Source organism: Bacillus sp. FSL R10-2201, assembly GCF_038008665.1.
Lineage (GTDB): Bacteria > Bacillota > Bacilli > Bacillales > Bacillaceae_G > Bacillus_A > Bacillus_A mycoides.
Genome location: NZ_JBBOZP010000001.1, coordinates 1544961 through 1562716, shown reverse-complemented (window position 1 = coordinate 1562716; position 17756 = coordinate 1544961). Strand labels below are relative to the sequence as shown.

Sequence of the window (17756 nt, the reverse complement as noted above, 5' to 3'; positions counted from 1 at the left end):
TTTTAACCTCCAAATCCACCTTTTGAACCGCTTCCAATTCCACCTTTAAATTCGGCCGAAGATTGATAAGTTTTAAACTCTGATGAATTTTTGAAGGTGGATTTATTTTGATAGTATGTACCACCATAAAAGTAATGTCCACGATAACCTGAACTACTATCATCACACTGCCAAACACCAAGCTCATCATCCCAATCCCAATCAGAACAACTATTATCATTCGGTTCGGGGGGAATATCTTGCGCGCAGCCAAATAAAGTGCCCGTCATTAAAGATGTTAGGACACCACCTACTAGCCATTTCGTTTTTGTCACCTTTGCACTCCCCTTTTTAAATTATATTTCTATTATATAAGATGTCATGATAAAGTAGAAGAAAAAGGAAGAAGAGGGATAAAATGCGATTGGAATATCGGCTCAATGATGAAACAAACGGGTATCCAGCTTTATGGAACTACGCAAATATTTCTAATTCTGAAATTGTCGCGCGCATGACTTGTGAATATTTTATAAAAGATGGAAATACATATATCGTTACTGCAACTTCAGTAGATCCAGACGGGACAGCAGTGTTATATATACAAAAAGAAGTTTTTTCCAACGACCCTTCAGATCCTACATATTCGCACATAGGTTTTGAAATTAGAGAACTAAAGGAAACCTGCTCAATTATGATAGAAAGTAAAGATATTTGGAATTACGAGGATATCTTACCCTCTCTCCATTCAGATATTATATATATTCAACGGGATGGAATACATTTGGAATTCACCCTCGATTCAAGAGAAATTGATGAAGACCGCAAGTGCTATATTTATTATGGGAACTTTACAGGTAAATCTAGATAACATGAGTATATTTATTCAACAAAAAAACCTTACGTATAAAACGTAAGGTTTTTTATATAGTCCCACATATGCCGTTATCTATAGATGTCCATAAACCTGCTTTCACAGGTGGATGTTCTCACAAATGTTTGTAACTTCCTTCTTAAAAAGATGGCCTGCTATCTACATTTAAATATTGAACTTCCGCATTATACTTATTGGTTTAAGACATACACAAGCTACGTACACCGTAGGAATTTTATATACTATTAGTTGAAATAAGACCCCCGCAAGTGCCGTCTCTCGTAAATGTCCAAAAACCCGCTACTCGCAGGTGGATGCCCTCACAGTTACCGTATATCTTCCTCCACAAGGAAGGCTTGATAATGGTCACTAAATATTGAGCTTCCGTAAAACTAACATCGGTTTTAGACATAAATAAGTTACGCACACCGCAGGATGTATTATTTACTTGTCGTTATATTATCACATTGTTTCCAATGTGTAAAATATAATTTTTTTGAAGCAATCTCTTGCTTGTGACCTTATTTTAATACAAATTATTTTTGCATGCAAGTGATTAATCTTCTTCTTTTGCAATTTGATTTTCTGGATAAGAAATCCAATCACTCCAGCTACCTGTATACAATTTAACATTTTGAAAACCAGCTAATTTTAATGCAACTATGTTCGGACACGCTGTAACACCAGAACCACAATATACGATTGTTTCCTTCTCTTTATCAAGATTTTGGAAACGCCCTTGCTGTTCCTCTTCGTTTTTAAAGTGTCCCGATTCTAAAATCCCATCTTTCCAAAAATAGTTTACTGCCGTCGGAATATGCCCTGCCTTCGAATCAACGAGCTCTTCCGCACCAGCATAACGTTTTGGTTCCCTAGAATCAATTAATGTCATATTTGCACCTGCACGAATTTTCCCTCTCACATCTTCCATCGTTACAAGCATATTTTCTTGTATTTCCGGTATAAAAGGTTTTCGTGCAATAACTGGGATATTCGGCGTTGTGTGTAGTCCATTCTCTTTCCAAGCTGGAAATCCGCCATCTAATATATATACTTTCTCATGTCCTACATAGTTTAATAACCACCAGAGACGAGAAGCATTTGCACCCGCTTGACTGTCATATGCAATTACTGTCGTATGTTCACCAATACCAGCTTGTGAAAGCTTGTCTGCAAACTCCTCAATATTCGGCAATGGATGGCGACCACCATGTTCTGTTACAGGACTTGATAAATCTAAATTCAAATCAAAATATAACGCATGAAGAATATGTTCTTCCTCATACTTTTCTCTACCCCAATTAGGATTCGCTAAATCAAAACGACAATCGATTATACGGACATTCTCATCTTCTATATGCTCACGTAACCATTCGACTGTAACTATCATCTTTAACGACCTTCTTTCTCTTGCAAACGACTTACATACTCCATAACCATTTCTTCTGTAACAAATTTACGCTGCAGTGTAACACCATTTTTTGCAAGATCATTAATTTGCTTTGTTACAACATTAATGATATCAACCGAAAATTCTTTCCCCTTTGACGCAAGAGATACGGCTGCTTCAATAGCTGCTTCACGCTGCGCATCTAATTGTAAACATGCTTTTACACTTTCATTTTGTTTACGAGAATGTGCTGTAATTGCTTTATGTACTTCCATCTTCTCTTCCCCCTAAATAAGTTATACGTTCTTATTCAATTCCATTGCAAGCCGAATCATATCGCGACATACAATCCCATTTTCAATAATCTCTTCTTCATAATGCTTTGAAAAGTAATCAAAATCAATAGAAAAAATACGAAATCCACATTTTTGATATAAAGCAAGTTGTGAAACACTAGAATTGCCTGTACCAACTTCAAGTTTTGACATACCATATCCTTTAGCAGTTTCTACGGCATGACTTAATAGCTGCTTTCCAATCCCTTTTCCTTGCAAATGCTCTACAACCGCAATATTCATAATTTCCATTGTCCTTGGTCTTGTTTCCAAAAGCACATATACACCGATGATTCTTTCTTCTTGTTTAGCTATATACGTATACCCTCTCTGTACATATGCATCAATTTGGCTTTCACTTGGATCAGCAAGAAGTAATAAAGATTTCGGTATAGCTTCTTTCGAAATACGCTCTATGACAACAGACATAAAAATTCCCCCTCCTCTATTGTTCTAAACCCCCCTTGTCTACCATAGATAATAGAAAGGAGGGATTCACCATGGACAACAATGAGAAAAAATGCAACGTCATCTCTATTGATGGAAAGAAAAAGAAGAGCCACACATATTCCTATCCAAAATTAGTAGTAGAAAACAAAACGTATGAGTTTTCTTCATTCGTCTTATGCGGTGAAACACCAGACGGCAGACGCTTAGTTCTTACCCATATGATTTCTACTGATGAGTTTGCAGGGTTTGTAAAATCTTTAGATACTGTACTACAAAAGAAAATTGAACGAATCTTTTTTTCATAACAGCTATTTAATATAAATTTCTTTTTCAATTTCTACTAACTGCTTTTGTAGCTCTTCTTTACTTTGTTCGTATAGCGATACATCAATTGTTTCAGCTAAAGCGAATAATATACTTTCATAATAATTCTCAACGTCTTGCTGCATCACTTTTTGGAATAGGTTCCATTTTGCATCCCACTCTTGCTTATAATGATGAACGAATAAATCTTCTTCATCAACTACATAGTTTGATACGAAAGGTTCTAACACTCCTTTAGCGTCTTCTTGCATAAAAGCTTTATCATTTTTTTCAAAAAAGCTTTTCTCATTTTTAAAATGTGCTAGTGCCTTTTTAAAATCTTTTATTTCTATTGAAGGAAACGGCTCTTTATGTGTAATAATTTTATATTCATAATCCACTGTTCCACCCATAGAAATCGATTCATTTTCCACTTTGCAATTCACAACAATTTCATCCTTTGCACGCTTCATCGCTTCATCTATCCATTTTTCAAGACGTAATGATGTCGCACGCATTTCTTGTAATAAATCATGTTGAATAAATGAAACTAATTCCATTACACATTGCTGCAACTGCATTTTCACATTCCCATCTGTTCGTAACGACGCCGGATTAATAAATTCAGTAAACACATCGTTATAGCGTAAAAATAGACGTTGGTGTACATAATAAAGCAATTCTTTCACTTCATTTTGCATTGCTTGCTCTTCAGCAAGTACACTATATGATGAAATAATATGAAATAGCTGATTACGCTCTGCTTCATATTTTTTTGTTTGCTTCTCTTTCTCATCATTTCCCTGCTTTGCGCCATTTATCATATTTACAAGAAGCTGATTCGCTCCTTGCAATGCACCATATAAAGCATGCACAGATACAAGCATTAAATCCCTCATCATAAAGGACGTAAATGATTCTTCAAACTTAGTAATCCCGGAGTTTTGTAAAATACCATACTTTTCTTTATCAATACTTTTCCCTTGCTTTTCTTCAAGCGCACATAAACTTGAAATTGCAAATAAACGTGGATTTCTAATACCGTATTGCAGGAGCTGATCCGCAATATAACCTTTTACCATTTCAAGTTCTTCTTCAGATTGTGCTAAATCGGCAGCATTTATTAAGAAGAACATTTTATCAAGTGCAAATGTATCCTTTACACGACCGAGCTGAATTAAAAATTCACGATCCGCACGAGAGAAAACATGATTATAGTATGTTACGAATAAAATAGCATCTGCGTTTTTAATATACTGGAATGCAACATCCGTATGGCGCGCGTTAATAGAATCCGCCCCTGGTGTATCTACAAGAGCTACTCCTTGCCTTGTTAAAGCACAATCATAATAAAGCTCCATATACTCAACAAAGCATGATTTTTCTTCATTAGCTACATAATCAGAGAACTCCTCTAACGTAACTTGTAATTGTTCCCCTAAATGATTAGCAACTGCCTCATATCCTTTTTGTACCGCTCGCAAAAAGCTAAATGTTGTTTTTTGCTTCCCGCTTGGTGAAGGGTATTTCATAATTTCATCAATTTTCGTTAACGCTTCTTCCAATGTAGCAATTTCATAGTGAAACATTTTATAAACAGCTTTCATATCTTCTAACAGCGCTTGCTCTGACTTAAACTGGACAATTACCGTTCCATGTGATTTATCTTCTGTAACTGGCAAAATTTGATTTATTGTTGCTGTCGTTGGGTTTGGCGATACAGGAAGTACCTTTTCACCGAGCAATGCGTTAGCAAATGATGATTTCCCAGCACTAAAAGCTCCAAATAACGCTACTGTAAATTGCTTCGTTTCTACACGCTGTCTTTTTCCAACTACTTCTTGCTGTAGATGTTTCAGTGTAGGCAATGGATCTAATATCGTTTCAGCTTTCTTCACTTTTTCTAATATACGCTGAATATTTAAAGCTTTCGTTCCTTTAATCTCTTCTTCACTAGCCGCTACGTTATCATTTACAATTTCTTGCTCTTGTAGTTTAAACTTCTCACTAACAACTTGTTTTTTACTTTGTAATATTTCGTCTATTTGCAATCCATCTGGTATAGAAACATTTTCATTCCAAATATCTCCTAAATAGCTCTCATATTCCTCATACGTCTTAATGTACTGTAATTTTGTTTCTTTTGCAGTTTGTAACATCGTGTATTTTTCAATTTCTTCTTCAATACGAGCAATCTCTATCTTCACTTTCTTCTGCAATATACCCGTACTTTTTCCAAAGATTTGCTGAGATTTCATAAAGTATCTTTTCTTTAACTCATTTGCAACGTCAGCAGTATAAAGAAGTAAGTAATCACCGGTAAATCCAGCCCCCTGTTTAATTGTTTCAGCCAACACTTCCGGTCCGAAAGCAATTTCTAACGCATATATGTCTTTCCCTATTTCCTCTGTAAATAACCCTTCTTCTTTTAAGAAGGCTACAATAAATTCTTTCACATGAAAATCAAGTTGCGTTTCAACAGTCTTTTGAAGAGCAGAATAAAAAGCATCTACACGTCTCTGTTTTTCTTGCTCCGTCTTTCCTTTCGCAAATAACAAACCAACTTTAAACTTCGTTAATTTCGTTTCTAAATATTTATTTGCCAATTCTCTCATTTCAAATGGCATTAAATACGCGTTATCTAATATGGCTTGTAAACCTTTTATAAATTCATTTCTCACATCAGATTCTTTACTAGCCACCCGATCTTTATTTTCAGTTAACTCTTCCTTTTTTTCAACTATCTCTGAAAGTGACAGTGGTGATGTTAATTCTTCTTCATATTTCATGAGATGTTTTTCATTTTCAGAAAGAATAAACGAACAATGTTCTTGCAGTAAATATTCTGTTTCTCGCTCCATTCCCTTTCTTACATACTGCTCTTTTTCTTTCATGATAGAAAAGATTAATGCTTCTAAACTTTGAATTTCATTGTATGGATGATTCATCATTCGCAATGATGTATAGAAAATACCATCTACTTCAATATCCCAGTTAGAAAAAGACTGTTTTACACTATCTCTATACTCTTCAAACGATAACTCATTTGCTTTATGTTTATCTATTTGGTTTACAACGAGATAAACCGTTTTATTACGTTGTTTCAATTCTTTAACAAACTGTAAGTTAACCTCTGATTGGACATGGTTATAATCCATCATATAGAAAATAACATCTGCTAGATGCAGTGTTGATTCCGTCGCTAATTGGTGGGCATCATCCGTAGAATCAATTCCGGGCGTATCAACTAACATAACCCCATCAGGAATTGGCGCATCATTTCGATAAATATGAACACCAATTACTTCATCACCGTCTTTACATATTTGTTTTAATTCTTCTGCTGAATATGCGCCGTCATATTCATACTGTTCTCCAGACTTAATCGTTACAACAACACGATCAGATCCTCTTTCAATTTTAACAACGTTAGCACTCGTTGGAATCGGACTTGTCGGTAATAATTGCGCTTTATATAGGTGATTCATCATTGTCGATTTCCCCGCAGAAAAATGACCACAAAAAGCTAGCATAAGCTGCTCTTGTTTATATTTTTGAATCACTTCAAACAACTTCAAACTATTCTCTACATCGCCGTTTTTTTGCCACTCTTCATAAAAACAAACAAGTTTTTTCATACCGTTTGTCTGTACTATGTTTGTCATCCCCTTGTTCCCCTTTATCCAAGATGTATATACTTTATCCCGCTATTTGTGGGCAGTAAAAACCCGTTTCGTGCGGGCTAGTAATCAGTGAGGGATAGACCTCCCCGCTGATTAAAGTTTCACTTTATTATCATACTAAATTTTCAGCATATTCACATCAAAAATAAAAAATCCCTTTCATTCTTTTTACAAATGAAAGGGATTTTATGTAATATTATTCATTTTGTTGTTCCTACTCCATTTAATACATACTTTGTAACACCAACATATATAGCAATCGTTCCTGCAACAAGTGCATACACCATATTAACACACCAACCTTTTTTTGATAATGATTATCACTTTTGAATACATTTTATCATTAAAGAGAATCATTATCAACAAATTTCTAAAAAAAGAAAGCTCCTTCGGGAAAAGGAGCTTTACTGCCTGTTTTAAAGAAGTTTAAAACTTGCTGTGCACTCTTATTATATCTCATAATACACATCTTAGCAGTTTTAAAAATTGGAAATAACCTATATACCCTCCCCTTTACATTTTGTATAATAAAGTGAAACTGTAATTAGTGGGGATATTTCCCATCTCCACTAATTATTAGTTGAACCAATCGGGCTTTTACAAGCAACCCGACTCCCACCTAACTTCCTCGTATTCACTGAATTTTGAAGTGGGAGTCTTACTGCTTGTTAATGCGGGATAAAAGGGAATTACTTAACAAGGAGGAAAATAATGACACAAAATATTTCACAAGGCGAGAGGATACATTCCATCGATATTATTAGAGGAATAGCTGTACTAGGTATTTTTCTTGTTAACTGGCCAGTTATCGCTGGTGTTGATTCTCGAGATATTTCCGGCGTTTATGATGGATTAGACAGCTATATTCGCTTATTTTATGACATGTTTATTCAAACGAAGTTTTATACTATTTTTTCATTTTTATTCGGATTAGGTTTTTATATCTTTATGAATCGTGCTGAGGCGAAAACAGATCGTCCGAAAACTTTATTTGTTCGCCGCTTGCTTATTTTATTATTATTTGGGTTCTTGCATTACGTTCTTTTATGGGACGGAGACATCTTACATAGTTATGCCATCGCTGGATTTTTCTTATTGTTATTTTATAAGAGAGAGCCTCGTACTATTTTAATATGGGCATTAGTTTTACTAAGTATTTTTCAATTTTTCATGCTAATCGCTAGTATAGTGGTTGCCTTAGTACCAAAAGCAGAGTTAGGGTTTTCCTTACCGATCATGCCACTTGAAGACTGGGTGTCACAAATACAAAATCGTTTCCATGCATTTTATTCTGAAGGAATTGGACTAAATGTATTCATGCTCCCAGAAACAGTTGGACTATTTTTACTTGGTTTATACGCCGGCAAAAAAGATATTTTCCGCCGCACGAAAGAGTTAGATCCAAAGCTTAAAAAATGGCAAATCATTATGTTCATTTTGACATTACCAATGTGGTTTTTCATGGTCCGTTACTTCTTATCAAAACCATCTTATGAACCATTTTATATGCAGGCCTTTACAATGTTTAGTGGAAAAACATTATTCATATTCTACATTTTCACGCTCATGCGTTTATTACAAAAAGAAAGATGGCAAACATTATTACGTCCGTTCCAATATGTCGGACGAATGGCGTTAACAAATTACATCACGCATACGATTATTACGTTACTTGTATTCGGCCTATTTTTCAAAAATTATTATCCCGCTCCATTATGGGTAGGACCACTATTTTGCATCGGCTTTTATACGTTACAAATCTTTATTAGCCACTGGTGGCTGTCACGTTATCAATATGGGCCACTTGAGTACATTTGGCGTCTTGGTACGTACGGGAAAATGATGCCACTTAAAAAGAAAAGAAAGGTCTCATAATGAGACCTTTCTTTTTTACGCTTCTCTTACTGCACTTTGCATAGACACTGGCTCTTCTTTTACTTTACGCTGCGGCACCATATTAAATACAATATTTAAAAGTACTGCTGATGCACTTCCAAGTACAATTCCGTTATCTGTCAAAATACGAATGTTTTCCGGAAGCTGTGAAAATAACGTTGGAACAACTGTAACTCCAAGTCCGATTCCGACAGAACATGCAACAATTAATAAATTTTCTTGTTTTCCAAAATCAACACTGCTTAACATTTTAATACCATATGCCATAACCATGCCGAACATTGCTAGCATTGCACCGCCAAGTACTGATTTCGGAATAATTGTTGTAATGGCTGCGATTTTAGGAATAAACCCAAGAGCAATTAACATACCACCACAAGTATAGATAATGACGCGATTTCTTACTCCAGTTAATTGAACAAGTCCTACGTTTTGAGAATATGTTGTGTATGGAAATGCGTTAAAAATACCACCTAGAACCATTGCTAATCCTTCTGCGCGATAACCTTTTGTTAATTCTTTTTCACCGATCTTTTTATTACAAATATCAGATAATGCAAAATATACCCCTGTTGCTTCCACAATTCCTACGCAAGCAACGAGAATCATCGTAATAATTGGCGTTAATTCAAATGTCGGTGTCCCGAAGTAAAACGGCTGAATACCGTGGAACCAATCTGCCTCTCCAACCGCTTGCAAACTTACTTTCCCCATAAACGCTGCGACGATTGTACCGAACAAAAGACCAAGTAATATAGAGATTGAACGGATAAATCCATCAAAGAAACGATACATAATAATGATAAATAATAAAACACCAAATGCTAACGCTAAATTTTCTAGACTTCCGAAATCTTTACTTCCAACTCCTCCAGCCATATCATTAATAGCTGCTGGAACAAGTGTAACCCCAATAACTGTAACGACAGATCCTGTTACAACAGGAGGAAACAGTTTTACAAGCTTCCCAAATAATTTCGCGAAAATAACAACAAATAATCCCGCAGCAATAATTGCTCCATATATAGAGGACACGCCGTATTGTTTACCAATTGCAATCATCGGTCCAACCGCTGTAAATGTACAACCAAGTACAACCGGAAGCCCAATACCGAAAAAGCGATTTGATAATGCTTGTAAAATCGTTGCTACGCCGCACATTAATAAGTCAATCGATACTAAATACGTTAATTCTTGTTGATTTAAACCAAGTCCCCCGCCGACAATAAGAGGAACAATAATTGCGCCAGCGTACATGGCAAGCATGTGCTGAATACCAAGCGATGCGATTTTAAATGGGTGCTGCTTCATCGTTAGTTCACCTCCGCAGTTTCTTGCTGTACAAATGTAACTGTGCCGTTATCAAGTGATGCAATTTCTGCTAGTGATTCAACACGAACACCCTGTTCACGCAGCTTCTTTCCTCCATCTTGAAATGCTTTTTCAATAACAATGCCAATTCCCGCAATACTTGCCCCGGCTTGCTCTACTAAACTCATTAAACCTAAAGCAGCCTGACCGTTTGCTAAAAAGTCATCGATAATTAAAACGCGATCATTTTCATCGATATGATTTCGAGATAATGAAATTTCATTCGTTTCTTGTTTCGTAAATGAGTATACGTTTGCAACGTACATATTATCTTGTAACGTTAACGATTTACGTTTTCTTGCAAAGATTACTTTTACACCAAGCTCTAATGCAGCCATAACTGCTGGTGCAATGCCTGAAGATTCAATCGTCACGATTTTTGTAATGTTCTCTTCTTTAAAACGTTTAGCAAATTCTTTTCCGATCTCTTGCGTAAGTACTGGGTCAATTTGATGATTTAAAAATGCATCTACCTTTAATACGTCACCAGATAAAACCTTTCCTTCGTTCAAAATCTTTTCTTGTAATACTTTCATGTTTGTTCCCCCTCTTATGCAATAAAAAACTCCAAAAGCCGCCACCACTCGTTACAAGTGAGAGACGCGCTTTTGGAGTTTCGCAAAAAAGAATGCTAAACAAGCAAATATATTCGTCCTCACTCATAGTCAAAGTATTTACGGTACTTCGGTAGAAACTTGCAGGCCATATCCCCGCGATTATATGAGTGTAGCTAACTATTTATTTTATAGAAGGATTATAACGCACTTTTTTCACTTTGAAAAGTATTTATCGAAAAAACACGTACGAATTTTATGAAAATACCATTTTCGTTCGAGTTTTTCAAACTTTCACATTTCATATTACAACGTCGTTAATATGATAGGACCATCCTTCGTAATCGCAATTGTATGCTCATACTGTGCAGATAATTTCCCATCCATCGTCCGTGCAGTCCATCCGTTTAAATCTACTTTAGAATATCGCATACCGGCATTTACAATAGGTTCAATTGTAATTACCATTCCTTCTTGTAATTCTTGTCCTTGCCTTGGCTTACCAAAATGAAAAATTGCTGGTTCCTCATGAATTTCTTTACCAATTCCGTGTCCCGTAAAGTCTCTTGCAACAGAAAACCCTTCAGAGGCTACATAACTTTCAATTGCGTATCCAATATCTCCAACATGGTTACCACTTATTGCTTGCTCAATCCCTTTATATAAAGCACTCTCTGCTACTAACAATAACCTTTTTGCTTCATCAGAACTATCTCCAACTATATACGTCCATGCAGAATCCGAAAGCGCACCATTTAAGTTTACTACCATGTCAATTGTCACAATATCGCCTTCACTTAAAGGAACATCTGTTGGAAACCCATGACACATTTCATTGTTCACAGATGCACATATTGCGTATGGATAATCGTTATACCCTTTCTGTTCGGATCTGGCACCATGCTCTTCTAAATACGCTTCAACAAACGTATCAATTTCTTGTGTCGTTATTCCTGGTTTCATCATTTTTGCAATTTCTCTATGACAAGAAGCTAGTAACTTCCCAGATTCATGCATCAAATCTATTTCATTTTTCGTTTTAATTGTAATCATACTACCTCTCCTTACTAAACTTGCTATTTGCTACTAAACTTCAATCATACACATCCTCTTCCAAAATTTCAAAACTTCTAATTACAACAAGTACAAAAAAAACATCATTTATTTCTACATCAAAATAAAAAAACAGAAGCTCTCCTCTGTTTTTTAATCATTTTTACATATATAATTCATTTTCAAAAACTCAAAACAACTACCATTTGTTTTCTGTATAAATGTTCCAACAGCTTCGAATCCTGCTCTTTTATACACTTTAATCGCTCTTTCATTAAATGCCGCTACCGATAGTGTTATATAATTGCATCCGTATTTTTCTTTACTAAAAGCTAGTCCAGCTTTTACGAACTGTAGACCAAATCCATTCCCAGTTATATCAGGTCTCATTCCAAGACCTATATCAACCGTTTGATTATTTATGTTACTAAAACTAAAGAAACCAATGTGAGTACCATTTTCCTTCACAGAAAATGTATGATTCCCTCTACTCTCATCCTCTAAAAACTCAGCTAAATCTTCTTCATCTGCCTCTATATCATAAAAGGAATACTCCCCTTCATAATGCCAGTTATATGCAATTTCTTCTGCTTCCGCTCGCGACATTACTGTAAACATATAGCCCATTTCTCTCACTCCCTCATAAAAAAAAGCTGCAATTAAGCAGCTCCTGTTTTATAACTCATAAATCTCTTTATATTTAGCTTCTAAATAATCAGCTAAGTAGTTTGCATTTAAACCTTCACCTGTCACATCTTTTAAAATTTCAAGTGGTTTTTTCGTTTTGCCATATTGGTGAATATTCTCTGTTAACCATTCACGAATTGGTGTCACGTTTCCTTCTTCTAATAATGCATCAAAGTTTGGAATATCCTTTAGCATCCTATGTTTAAATTGCGCTGCATACATATAACCAAGCGCATAAGATGGGAAGTATCCAAATGAACCACCAGCCCAGTGAACATCTTGCAATACACCTTGTGCATCGTTTTCCGGACGAATTCCTAAATATGCTTCCATCTTATCATTCCAAGCCGCTGGCAAATCCTTCACTTGTAATGTACCATCAAATAATTCTTTCTCAAGTTCATAACGAACCATGACGTGAAGCGGATATGTAAGCTCATCTGCTTCTATACGAATAAACGATGGCTTCGATTCGTTAATCGCATCATAAAACTCATCTACTGATATATCATTGAATTGACCATCGCTATACTCTTTTAATAAATCATAATTTTTCTTCCAGAATGATTTATTACGACCGATAAAGTTCTCAAAGAATAATGATTGTGACTCATGAATACCCATAGAAGTTCCACTACATAGCGGTGTACCTTCAAATTCCTCCGCAATATTTTGTTCATATACAGCATGACCACATTCATGAATCGTGCCGAAAACAGCCATACGGAAGTCTTTCTCATCGTAACGAGTCGTAATACGAACATCCCCTCTATTTAATGTAATTTCAAAAGGATGTACCGTTTCATCAAGACGACCCGCTTCAAAGTTATAGTTCAATTGTTTTAATAACTCTAAAGTAAAATTCTTTTGTTTTTCTTTTGAAAAATGTTCAGCTAAAGCATTTGTTTTTAATTCTTTTTTAGACTCAGAAATTTCTTTCACAAGCGGAACGATACGTTCACGTAGTTGACCAAATACATGATCTAACACTTCTACTGTGATTCCCGGCTCATACATGTCTAATAGCGTGTTATATTTGTACGTTTCGTAACCCCAATATGTAATAAACTTCTTTTTGAATTCAACAATTTTTTCTAAATACGGACGGAACATTTCGAAGTCAGATTTTTCGCGAGCTTCTTCCCATACACTTTCCGCTTTCGCTTCTAATTTCACATACGCTTCATATTCCGCTTGTGGAATTTTCTTATTTCTATCATATTCTTTACGACACTCTTCAACCATTTTCTTTGTCGTTTCAGAAAGTTTATTTTCAACAATTAAAGATTCTAGTTCAGTTAAATAGTTCCCCATCTCATCTGAAGTCGACATCACAAACACTTCGGATGAAAGCATTCCAATTACTTCTGAACGCTGGTCTACTCCTTGCTTTGGTGCACCTGTTCTTAAATCCCAAAACATTAAGCTTAATGCCTCTCCGTAATTCTCTATCTTCTTCACATATGTTAAAAATTGTTTTTCCACTTCATATGTAGCAACTGTCATAGTATAAAAAACCTCCTTTTTCTACCTCAAACTTATTTCGACACTGAAACATAAATTCCTTTTCTAATAGAAAAAAAGCTTGGCAAATGCCAAACTTTTCCCTACAACATTTTTTCGCTTAAAGTACTTTTCCTTCTACCGGAAGTACTTTCTTCACTGCTTCTATCACTTTTTCATCTTCATTATCTGATAAGAATAATGATATAGCACCTTTATCTTCACTTGTACGAATTAAACGTCCAATTCCTTGGCGAAGACGTAAAATCATATAAGGCACATCTACATCCCAGAATGGATCATTCACATGTTTACGCTTCGCCTCAAACACAGGATCGTTTGGAGGGAATGGTAATGACCAAATAATAACATGTGATAATGATGAACCTGGAATGTCTAAACCTTCCCATAAATGAACGGCACAAAGTACAGTCTCTTCTTCATTTTGGAAACGAGAAACGAGCTGACTAATTTCTTGATCTCCTTCATATAGGAACGGAACTGACATTTGCTCTTTACTTACATATTCTTTAAACGCTGCAAGTTCTTGCGTTGTACGGAATAATACGAGTGTACGTCCATTTGTTTTTTGTATATTTTCAAGTGTATATTGACACTTTCTTTCCCATTCATTTTCTTTCGTATACGGAAGTAAGTTTACTGTCATTTGCTCTTCATAATCAAACGGCGAAGCAACTGAGAATGATAAGTAATCTTTTACCCCTAGACTATTTGCAGTAAATGCGAACGAATCATTGTCAGATAATGTCGCAGAAGAGAAAATATATGGAATCTTCTTCGAGAATACTTTTTCTTGTAACACTTCTTCAACTGCACGCGGCATAATAACTAACGTGAAAGCACCATCGCCTTCTTCACCCCACGTAATTACATTTTTCTCGTGCATGAAAAGACGAAGTGAATGCTCTAACACATCTAAATGCTCATCAACAATATTTAAATCGTATGTGTTTACTGTATGCATTTCACTTTCAAATACTAATGCATCACCGACTTCACCGATTTTCGCATAAAGTCTTTTCGCTTCTGCAGTTACCTTTTCTGTCACAGTAATTTCTAAACGATCAGAACCTTCAATTTCCTTTTTATTCTCTTGTAGTACCCCAAAGAATTGTTCAGTTTGCCAAATTGTTTCTTCTACTAAATGTGCGAACTCTTCACGAATATCATTTTGTAATAATCTCGTTAAAAGTTGCTCCATCATCGTTTGTTTTAAACGGTACGTTAAAGCTTTTTGAGCTGCATATTCTACAAGATGCCCTTCATCGAATACAACGCAACTACTTTCTGGTAATAACGGAATTTGTCCTTCACGTTTGCGAGCTTCGTACGTCCAAATATGATCCATATAGAAATCTTGAGAACAAATGATTAAATCTGCCGCTTTACGATAATGCTCGCGCGAAAGAGTTTGACCACAACGATGACGAGAATCACAAGTGAAGCAATCTTGGAAGTAATCCCAGTTTACCTTTGACCATTCCTCGTCATTTAACAGTGGAAATTCTTTTCGATCACCATAGTGAGTAAAGTTCTGCATCGTACCATGATCGAATACGAACTGAGGTAATTCGTAATATACATCTTCAATTACTTCTGGAGCTCGTCCACTCATAACATCTTCAAGTTTACGTAAACATAAATAATTATCCATTGACTTCGCAAGTCTAACATCAACAGATAGCCCTAATGCTTCAGATAACTTAGCAATGTCTCCTTCTTCTTTCACAAGCTGCTCAATTAACGTTTCATCTGCACAAGCGATAATAGCCGGCTTCCCTGTATAACGTGCATAACAAATTGCATATAAAAGATATACAATTGTTTTCCCTGTTCCTACACCTGCTTCTGCAAACATAACTTTCTTCTCTTGGAAAGCGCGCTCTAACTGAAACGCCATAAAAATCTGTTCATCACGCTCTTCAAAGCCTTTTTCCGGAAGAATGTCGTAAAACACATCTCCAATCCACTCATTCAACTTATCATAAAAATTATCTTGTTTTCCTACTTCAAATGGTAACCTATTCTCAGTAAACATCCTTAGCCTCCAACCAAACAGTTTTTCTATAAAAAGATATAGCAACTGCTACTCACATGTGTGCAGCCACTTTCCCCTGTTACAATACATAGAAATACACGAAAAAAAATTTTCCTTTCGAAAAAGGAAAATTTTTTTCTATATTAATGACCTTAAATAACGTTTATCAATCGCTGTTTCATGTGAAAGAGCTGACAAATATTCTTCCTGCGCTTTTTGTATTCCATCTACAATTGCACCTTGACTATCCACTTCTTTTCCGAGCTCATCATACGTACGGTGAATAGCTTTTTGAATCATCGATAATTGGAAACTATCCATATCACTTCCTCCTTTACGCATTACATAATAGCCAGTATATGCGTGCTGGAGGAGTTTTATACTATGAATTACGCGGTGGACGCTTTCCGAAGTATTGATAGTAATCTGTACGGATAAATCCGTTAAACAGTTTACGCTTTTTCGATGCATCTTTCCCATAACATTTCTCAAATGCTTCATAACTTGTTAATAAATACATTGACCACGTATCTAATGGGCGGAATACCTCTCCCATTTCTTTATATAATTTTTCAACAAGCGCTCTTTCACTTAAACGTTCTCCGTATGGAGGATTCGTTACAACATAGCCATATTCCTCTTTTGTCGTGAAATCTTTTACTTGCATTTGTTTAAATGATATAAGATCCCCTAATCCAACTTCTTCTGCGTTATCTTGGGCAACTCTTATCATACGGTGATCGATATCTGATCCAATGATTTGCAATGGTTGATTATAATTAGCTAAATCTTCAGCTTCTTGACGAGCTTCGCGCCAATTTTGTTTACCAACCCAGCCCCATTCATCCGATGCAAAGCCTCGGTTAAATCCTGGTGCGATATTTTGTCCAATTAATGCAGCTTCAATTGGAATTGTACCAGATCCACAGAAAGGATCAACGAAAGGACGATCCGCCTTCCAGTTTGTTAACTTAATTAAAGACGCAGCTAATGTTTCTTTTAAAGGCGCTTCACCTTGCTCAAGACGGTATCCACGTTTATGAAGACCTACACCACTCGCATCGATTGTTAACGTCGCAATATCCTTGAGCATTGCAATTTCAATACGGAATAACGGTCCATCTTCTTCAAACCAAGTTGTGCGTCTATACGTTGTTTTTAATTTCTCAACAACAGCCTTTTTAACGATACGTTGGCAGTCTGAAACGCTAAATAATGTTGATTTCAAAGATTTCCCAATAACAGGAAATTCTCCGTTCTCTGGAATATAATCTCCCCAGTTTAACGCTTTTGTTTTTTCAAATAACTCATCGAATGTTGTTGCTTTAAATTCGCCGACTTTAATTTTCACACGGTCTGCAGTACGTAACCATAAATTCGTACGACAAATCGCTTTTTCATCCGCTTCAAACGTTACCTTTCCGTTTTCCACTTCACATTCATAACCAAGATCGCGAACTTCTCGGGCAACTAACGCTTCAATACCCATTGCCGCTGTTGCAATTAAAGTAACTTTTCCCATTTGCATTCACCTCTTATGTATAATCAAACAATAATTAATAACATGTTGTCCTATTAATTATCACATATTACGAAGAATATTCTCACTTACCATTTTAACT

At 35.7% G+C, this 17756-nt stretch carries 16 protein-coding genes, 2 other RNA genes and 1 riboswitch; of the genes, 3 read left to right on the top strand and 15 right to left on the bottom strand.

What is annotated here, in order from left to right; all coding sequences use genetic code 11:
* Positions 1–2: 2 nt before the first annotated feature.
* The gene (locus tag NSQ69_RS08175) at positions 3–314 is read right to left on the bottom strand and encodes a hypothetical protein (protein WP_002126505.1); all 312 of its coding nucleotides are present in this window, start codon (positions 312–314) and stop codon (positions 3–5) included.
* Between the two features lie 83 nt (positions 315–397).
* Here NSQ69_RS08175 and NSQ69_RS08170 point away from each other — a divergent pair, with 83 nt between their 5' ends.
* Complete coding sequence (locus tag NSQ69_RS08170) at positions 398–847, top strand: hypothetical protein (RefSeq protein WP_002030848.1); 450 nt, start codon at positions 398–400, stop codon at positions 845–847.
* Positions 848–902: 55 nt separating this feature from the next.
* On the opposite strand, the gene ssrS (NSQ69_RS08165) is transcribed toward NSQ69_RS08170, so the two are convergent.
* The 5 genes from ssrS (NSQ69_RS08165) to NSQ69_RS08145 all read right to left on the bottom strand — a co-directional run bounded on the left by ssrS (NSQ69_RS08165) (position 903) and on the right by NSQ69_RS08145 (position 3004).
* Positions 903–1086, bottom strand: a non-coding RNA gene (gene ssrS / locus NSQ69_RS08165) — 6S RNA.
* A 21-nt stretch (positions 1087–1107) separates the two neighbouring features.
* Positions 1108–1290: non-coding RNA, 6S RNA (gene ssrS / locus NSQ69_RS08160), on the bottom strand.
* A gap of 116 nt (positions 1291–1406) precedes the next feature.
* Positions 1407–2240, bottom strand: coding sequence for a sulfurtransferase (locus NSQ69_RS08155; RefSeq protein WP_002168769.1), 834 nt, complete (start codon positions 2238–2240; stop codon positions 1407–1409).
* 2 nt (positions 2241–2242) lie between these two features.
* Complete coding sequence (locus NSQ69_RS08150) at positions 2243–2515, bottom strand: YpbS family protein (RefSeq protein WP_000451806.1); 273 nt, start codon at positions 2513–2515, stop codon at positions 2243–2245.
* A gap of 21 nt (positions 2516–2536) precedes the next feature.
* Positions 2537–3004 carry a GNAT family N-acetyltransferase gene (locus NSQ69_RS08145; protein ID WP_002011932.1) on the bottom strand — a complete coding sequence of 156 codons (468 nt, stop codon included), beginning with the start codon at positions 3002–3004 and terminating at the stop codon, positions 2537–2539.
* Positions 3005–3075: 71 nt separating this feature from the next.
* Here NSQ69_RS08145 and NSQ69_RS08140 point away from each other — a divergent pair, with 71 nt between their 5' ends.
* Positions 3076–3330 carry a DUF3931 domain-containing protein gene (locus NSQ69_RS08140; protein WP_341099132.1) on the top strand — a complete coding sequence of 85 codons (255 nt, stop codon included), beginning with the start codon at positions 3076–3078 and terminating at the stop codon, positions 3328–3330.
* A 3-nt stretch (positions 3331–3333) separates the two neighbouring features.
* Here the strand turns inward: NSQ69_RS08140 and NSQ69_RS08135 are convergent, their stop codons facing one another.
* Positions 3334–6993, bottom strand: coding sequence for a dynamin family protein (locus NSQ69_RS08135; RefSeq protein WP_341099131.1), 3660 nt, complete (start codon positions 6991–6993; stop codon positions 3334–3336).
* A 729-nt stretch (positions 6994–7722) separates the two neighbouring features.
* On the opposite strand from NSQ69_RS08135, the gene NSQ69_RS08130 reads away from it, so the two are divergent.
* Complete coding sequence (locus tag NSQ69_RS08130) at positions 7723–8886, top strand: DUF418 domain-containing protein (protein ID WP_341099129.1); 1164 nt, start codon at positions 7723–7725, stop codon at positions 8884–8886.
* Between the two features lie 15 nt (positions 8887–8901).
* Here the strand turns inward: NSQ69_RS08130 and pbuX are convergent, their stop codons facing one another.
* From pbuX to NSQ69_RS08090, 8 genes are all read right to left on the bottom strand, one after another.
* Positions 8902–10218, bottom strand: a complete 1317-nt coding sequence (gene pbuX, locus NSQ69_RS08125) for a xanthine permease PbuX (protein WP_002168774.1) — start codon at positions 10216–10218, stop codon at positions 8902–8904.
* 2 nt (positions 10219–10220) lie between these two features.
* The gene (locus tag NSQ69_RS08120; protein ID WP_341099128.1) at positions 10221–10814 is read right to left on the bottom strand and encodes a xanthine phosphoribosyltransferase; all 594 of its coding nucleotides are present in this window, start codon (positions 10812–10814) and stop codon (positions 10221–10223) included.
* A gap of 106 nt (positions 10815–10920) precedes the next feature.
* Positions 10921–11022: riboswitch (purine riboswitch) on the bottom strand.
* A 116-nt stretch (positions 11023–11138) separates the two neighbouring features.
* The gene (locus NSQ69_RS08115) at positions 11139–11885 is read right to left on the bottom strand and encodes a type I methionyl aminopeptidase (protein ID WP_088045819.1); all 747 of its coding nucleotides are present in this window, start codon (positions 11883–11885) and stop codon (positions 11139–11141) included.
* 153 nt (positions 11886–12038) lie between these two features.
* Positions 12039–12512, bottom strand: coding sequence for a GNAT family N-acetyltransferase (locus tag NSQ69_RS08110; RefSeq protein ID WP_088045821.1), 474 nt, complete (start codon positions 12510–12512; stop codon positions 12039–12041).
* Positions 12513–12560: 48 nt separating this feature from the next.
* Entirely contained in the window at positions 12561–14078 is a 1518-nt protein-coding gene (gene ypwA, locus NSQ69_RS08105) for a carboxypeptidase (protein ID WP_002086575.1), read from the bottom strand.
* A 118-nt stretch (positions 14079–14196) separates the two neighbouring features.
* A complete protein-coding gene (locus tag NSQ69_RS08100; RefSeq protein WP_002011942.1) occupies positions 14197–16134 on the bottom strand; it encodes an ATP-dependent DNA helicase in 1938 nt (645 codons plus the stop codon).
* Positions 16135–16272: 138 nt separating this feature from the next.
* Entirely contained in the window at positions 16273–16455 is a 183-nt protein-coding gene (locus NSQ69_RS08095) for a DUF3921 domain-containing protein (RefSeq protein WP_002126488.1), read from the bottom strand.
* 61 nt (positions 16456–16516) lie between these two features.
* The gene (locus NSQ69_RS08090; RefSeq protein WP_002011868.1) at positions 16517–17656 is read right to left on the bottom strand and encodes a THUMP domain-containing class I SAM-dependent RNA methyltransferase; all 1140 of its coding nucleotides are present in this window, start codon (positions 17654–17656) and stop codon (positions 16517–16519) included.
* Positions 17657–17756 lie beyond the last annotated feature (100 nt).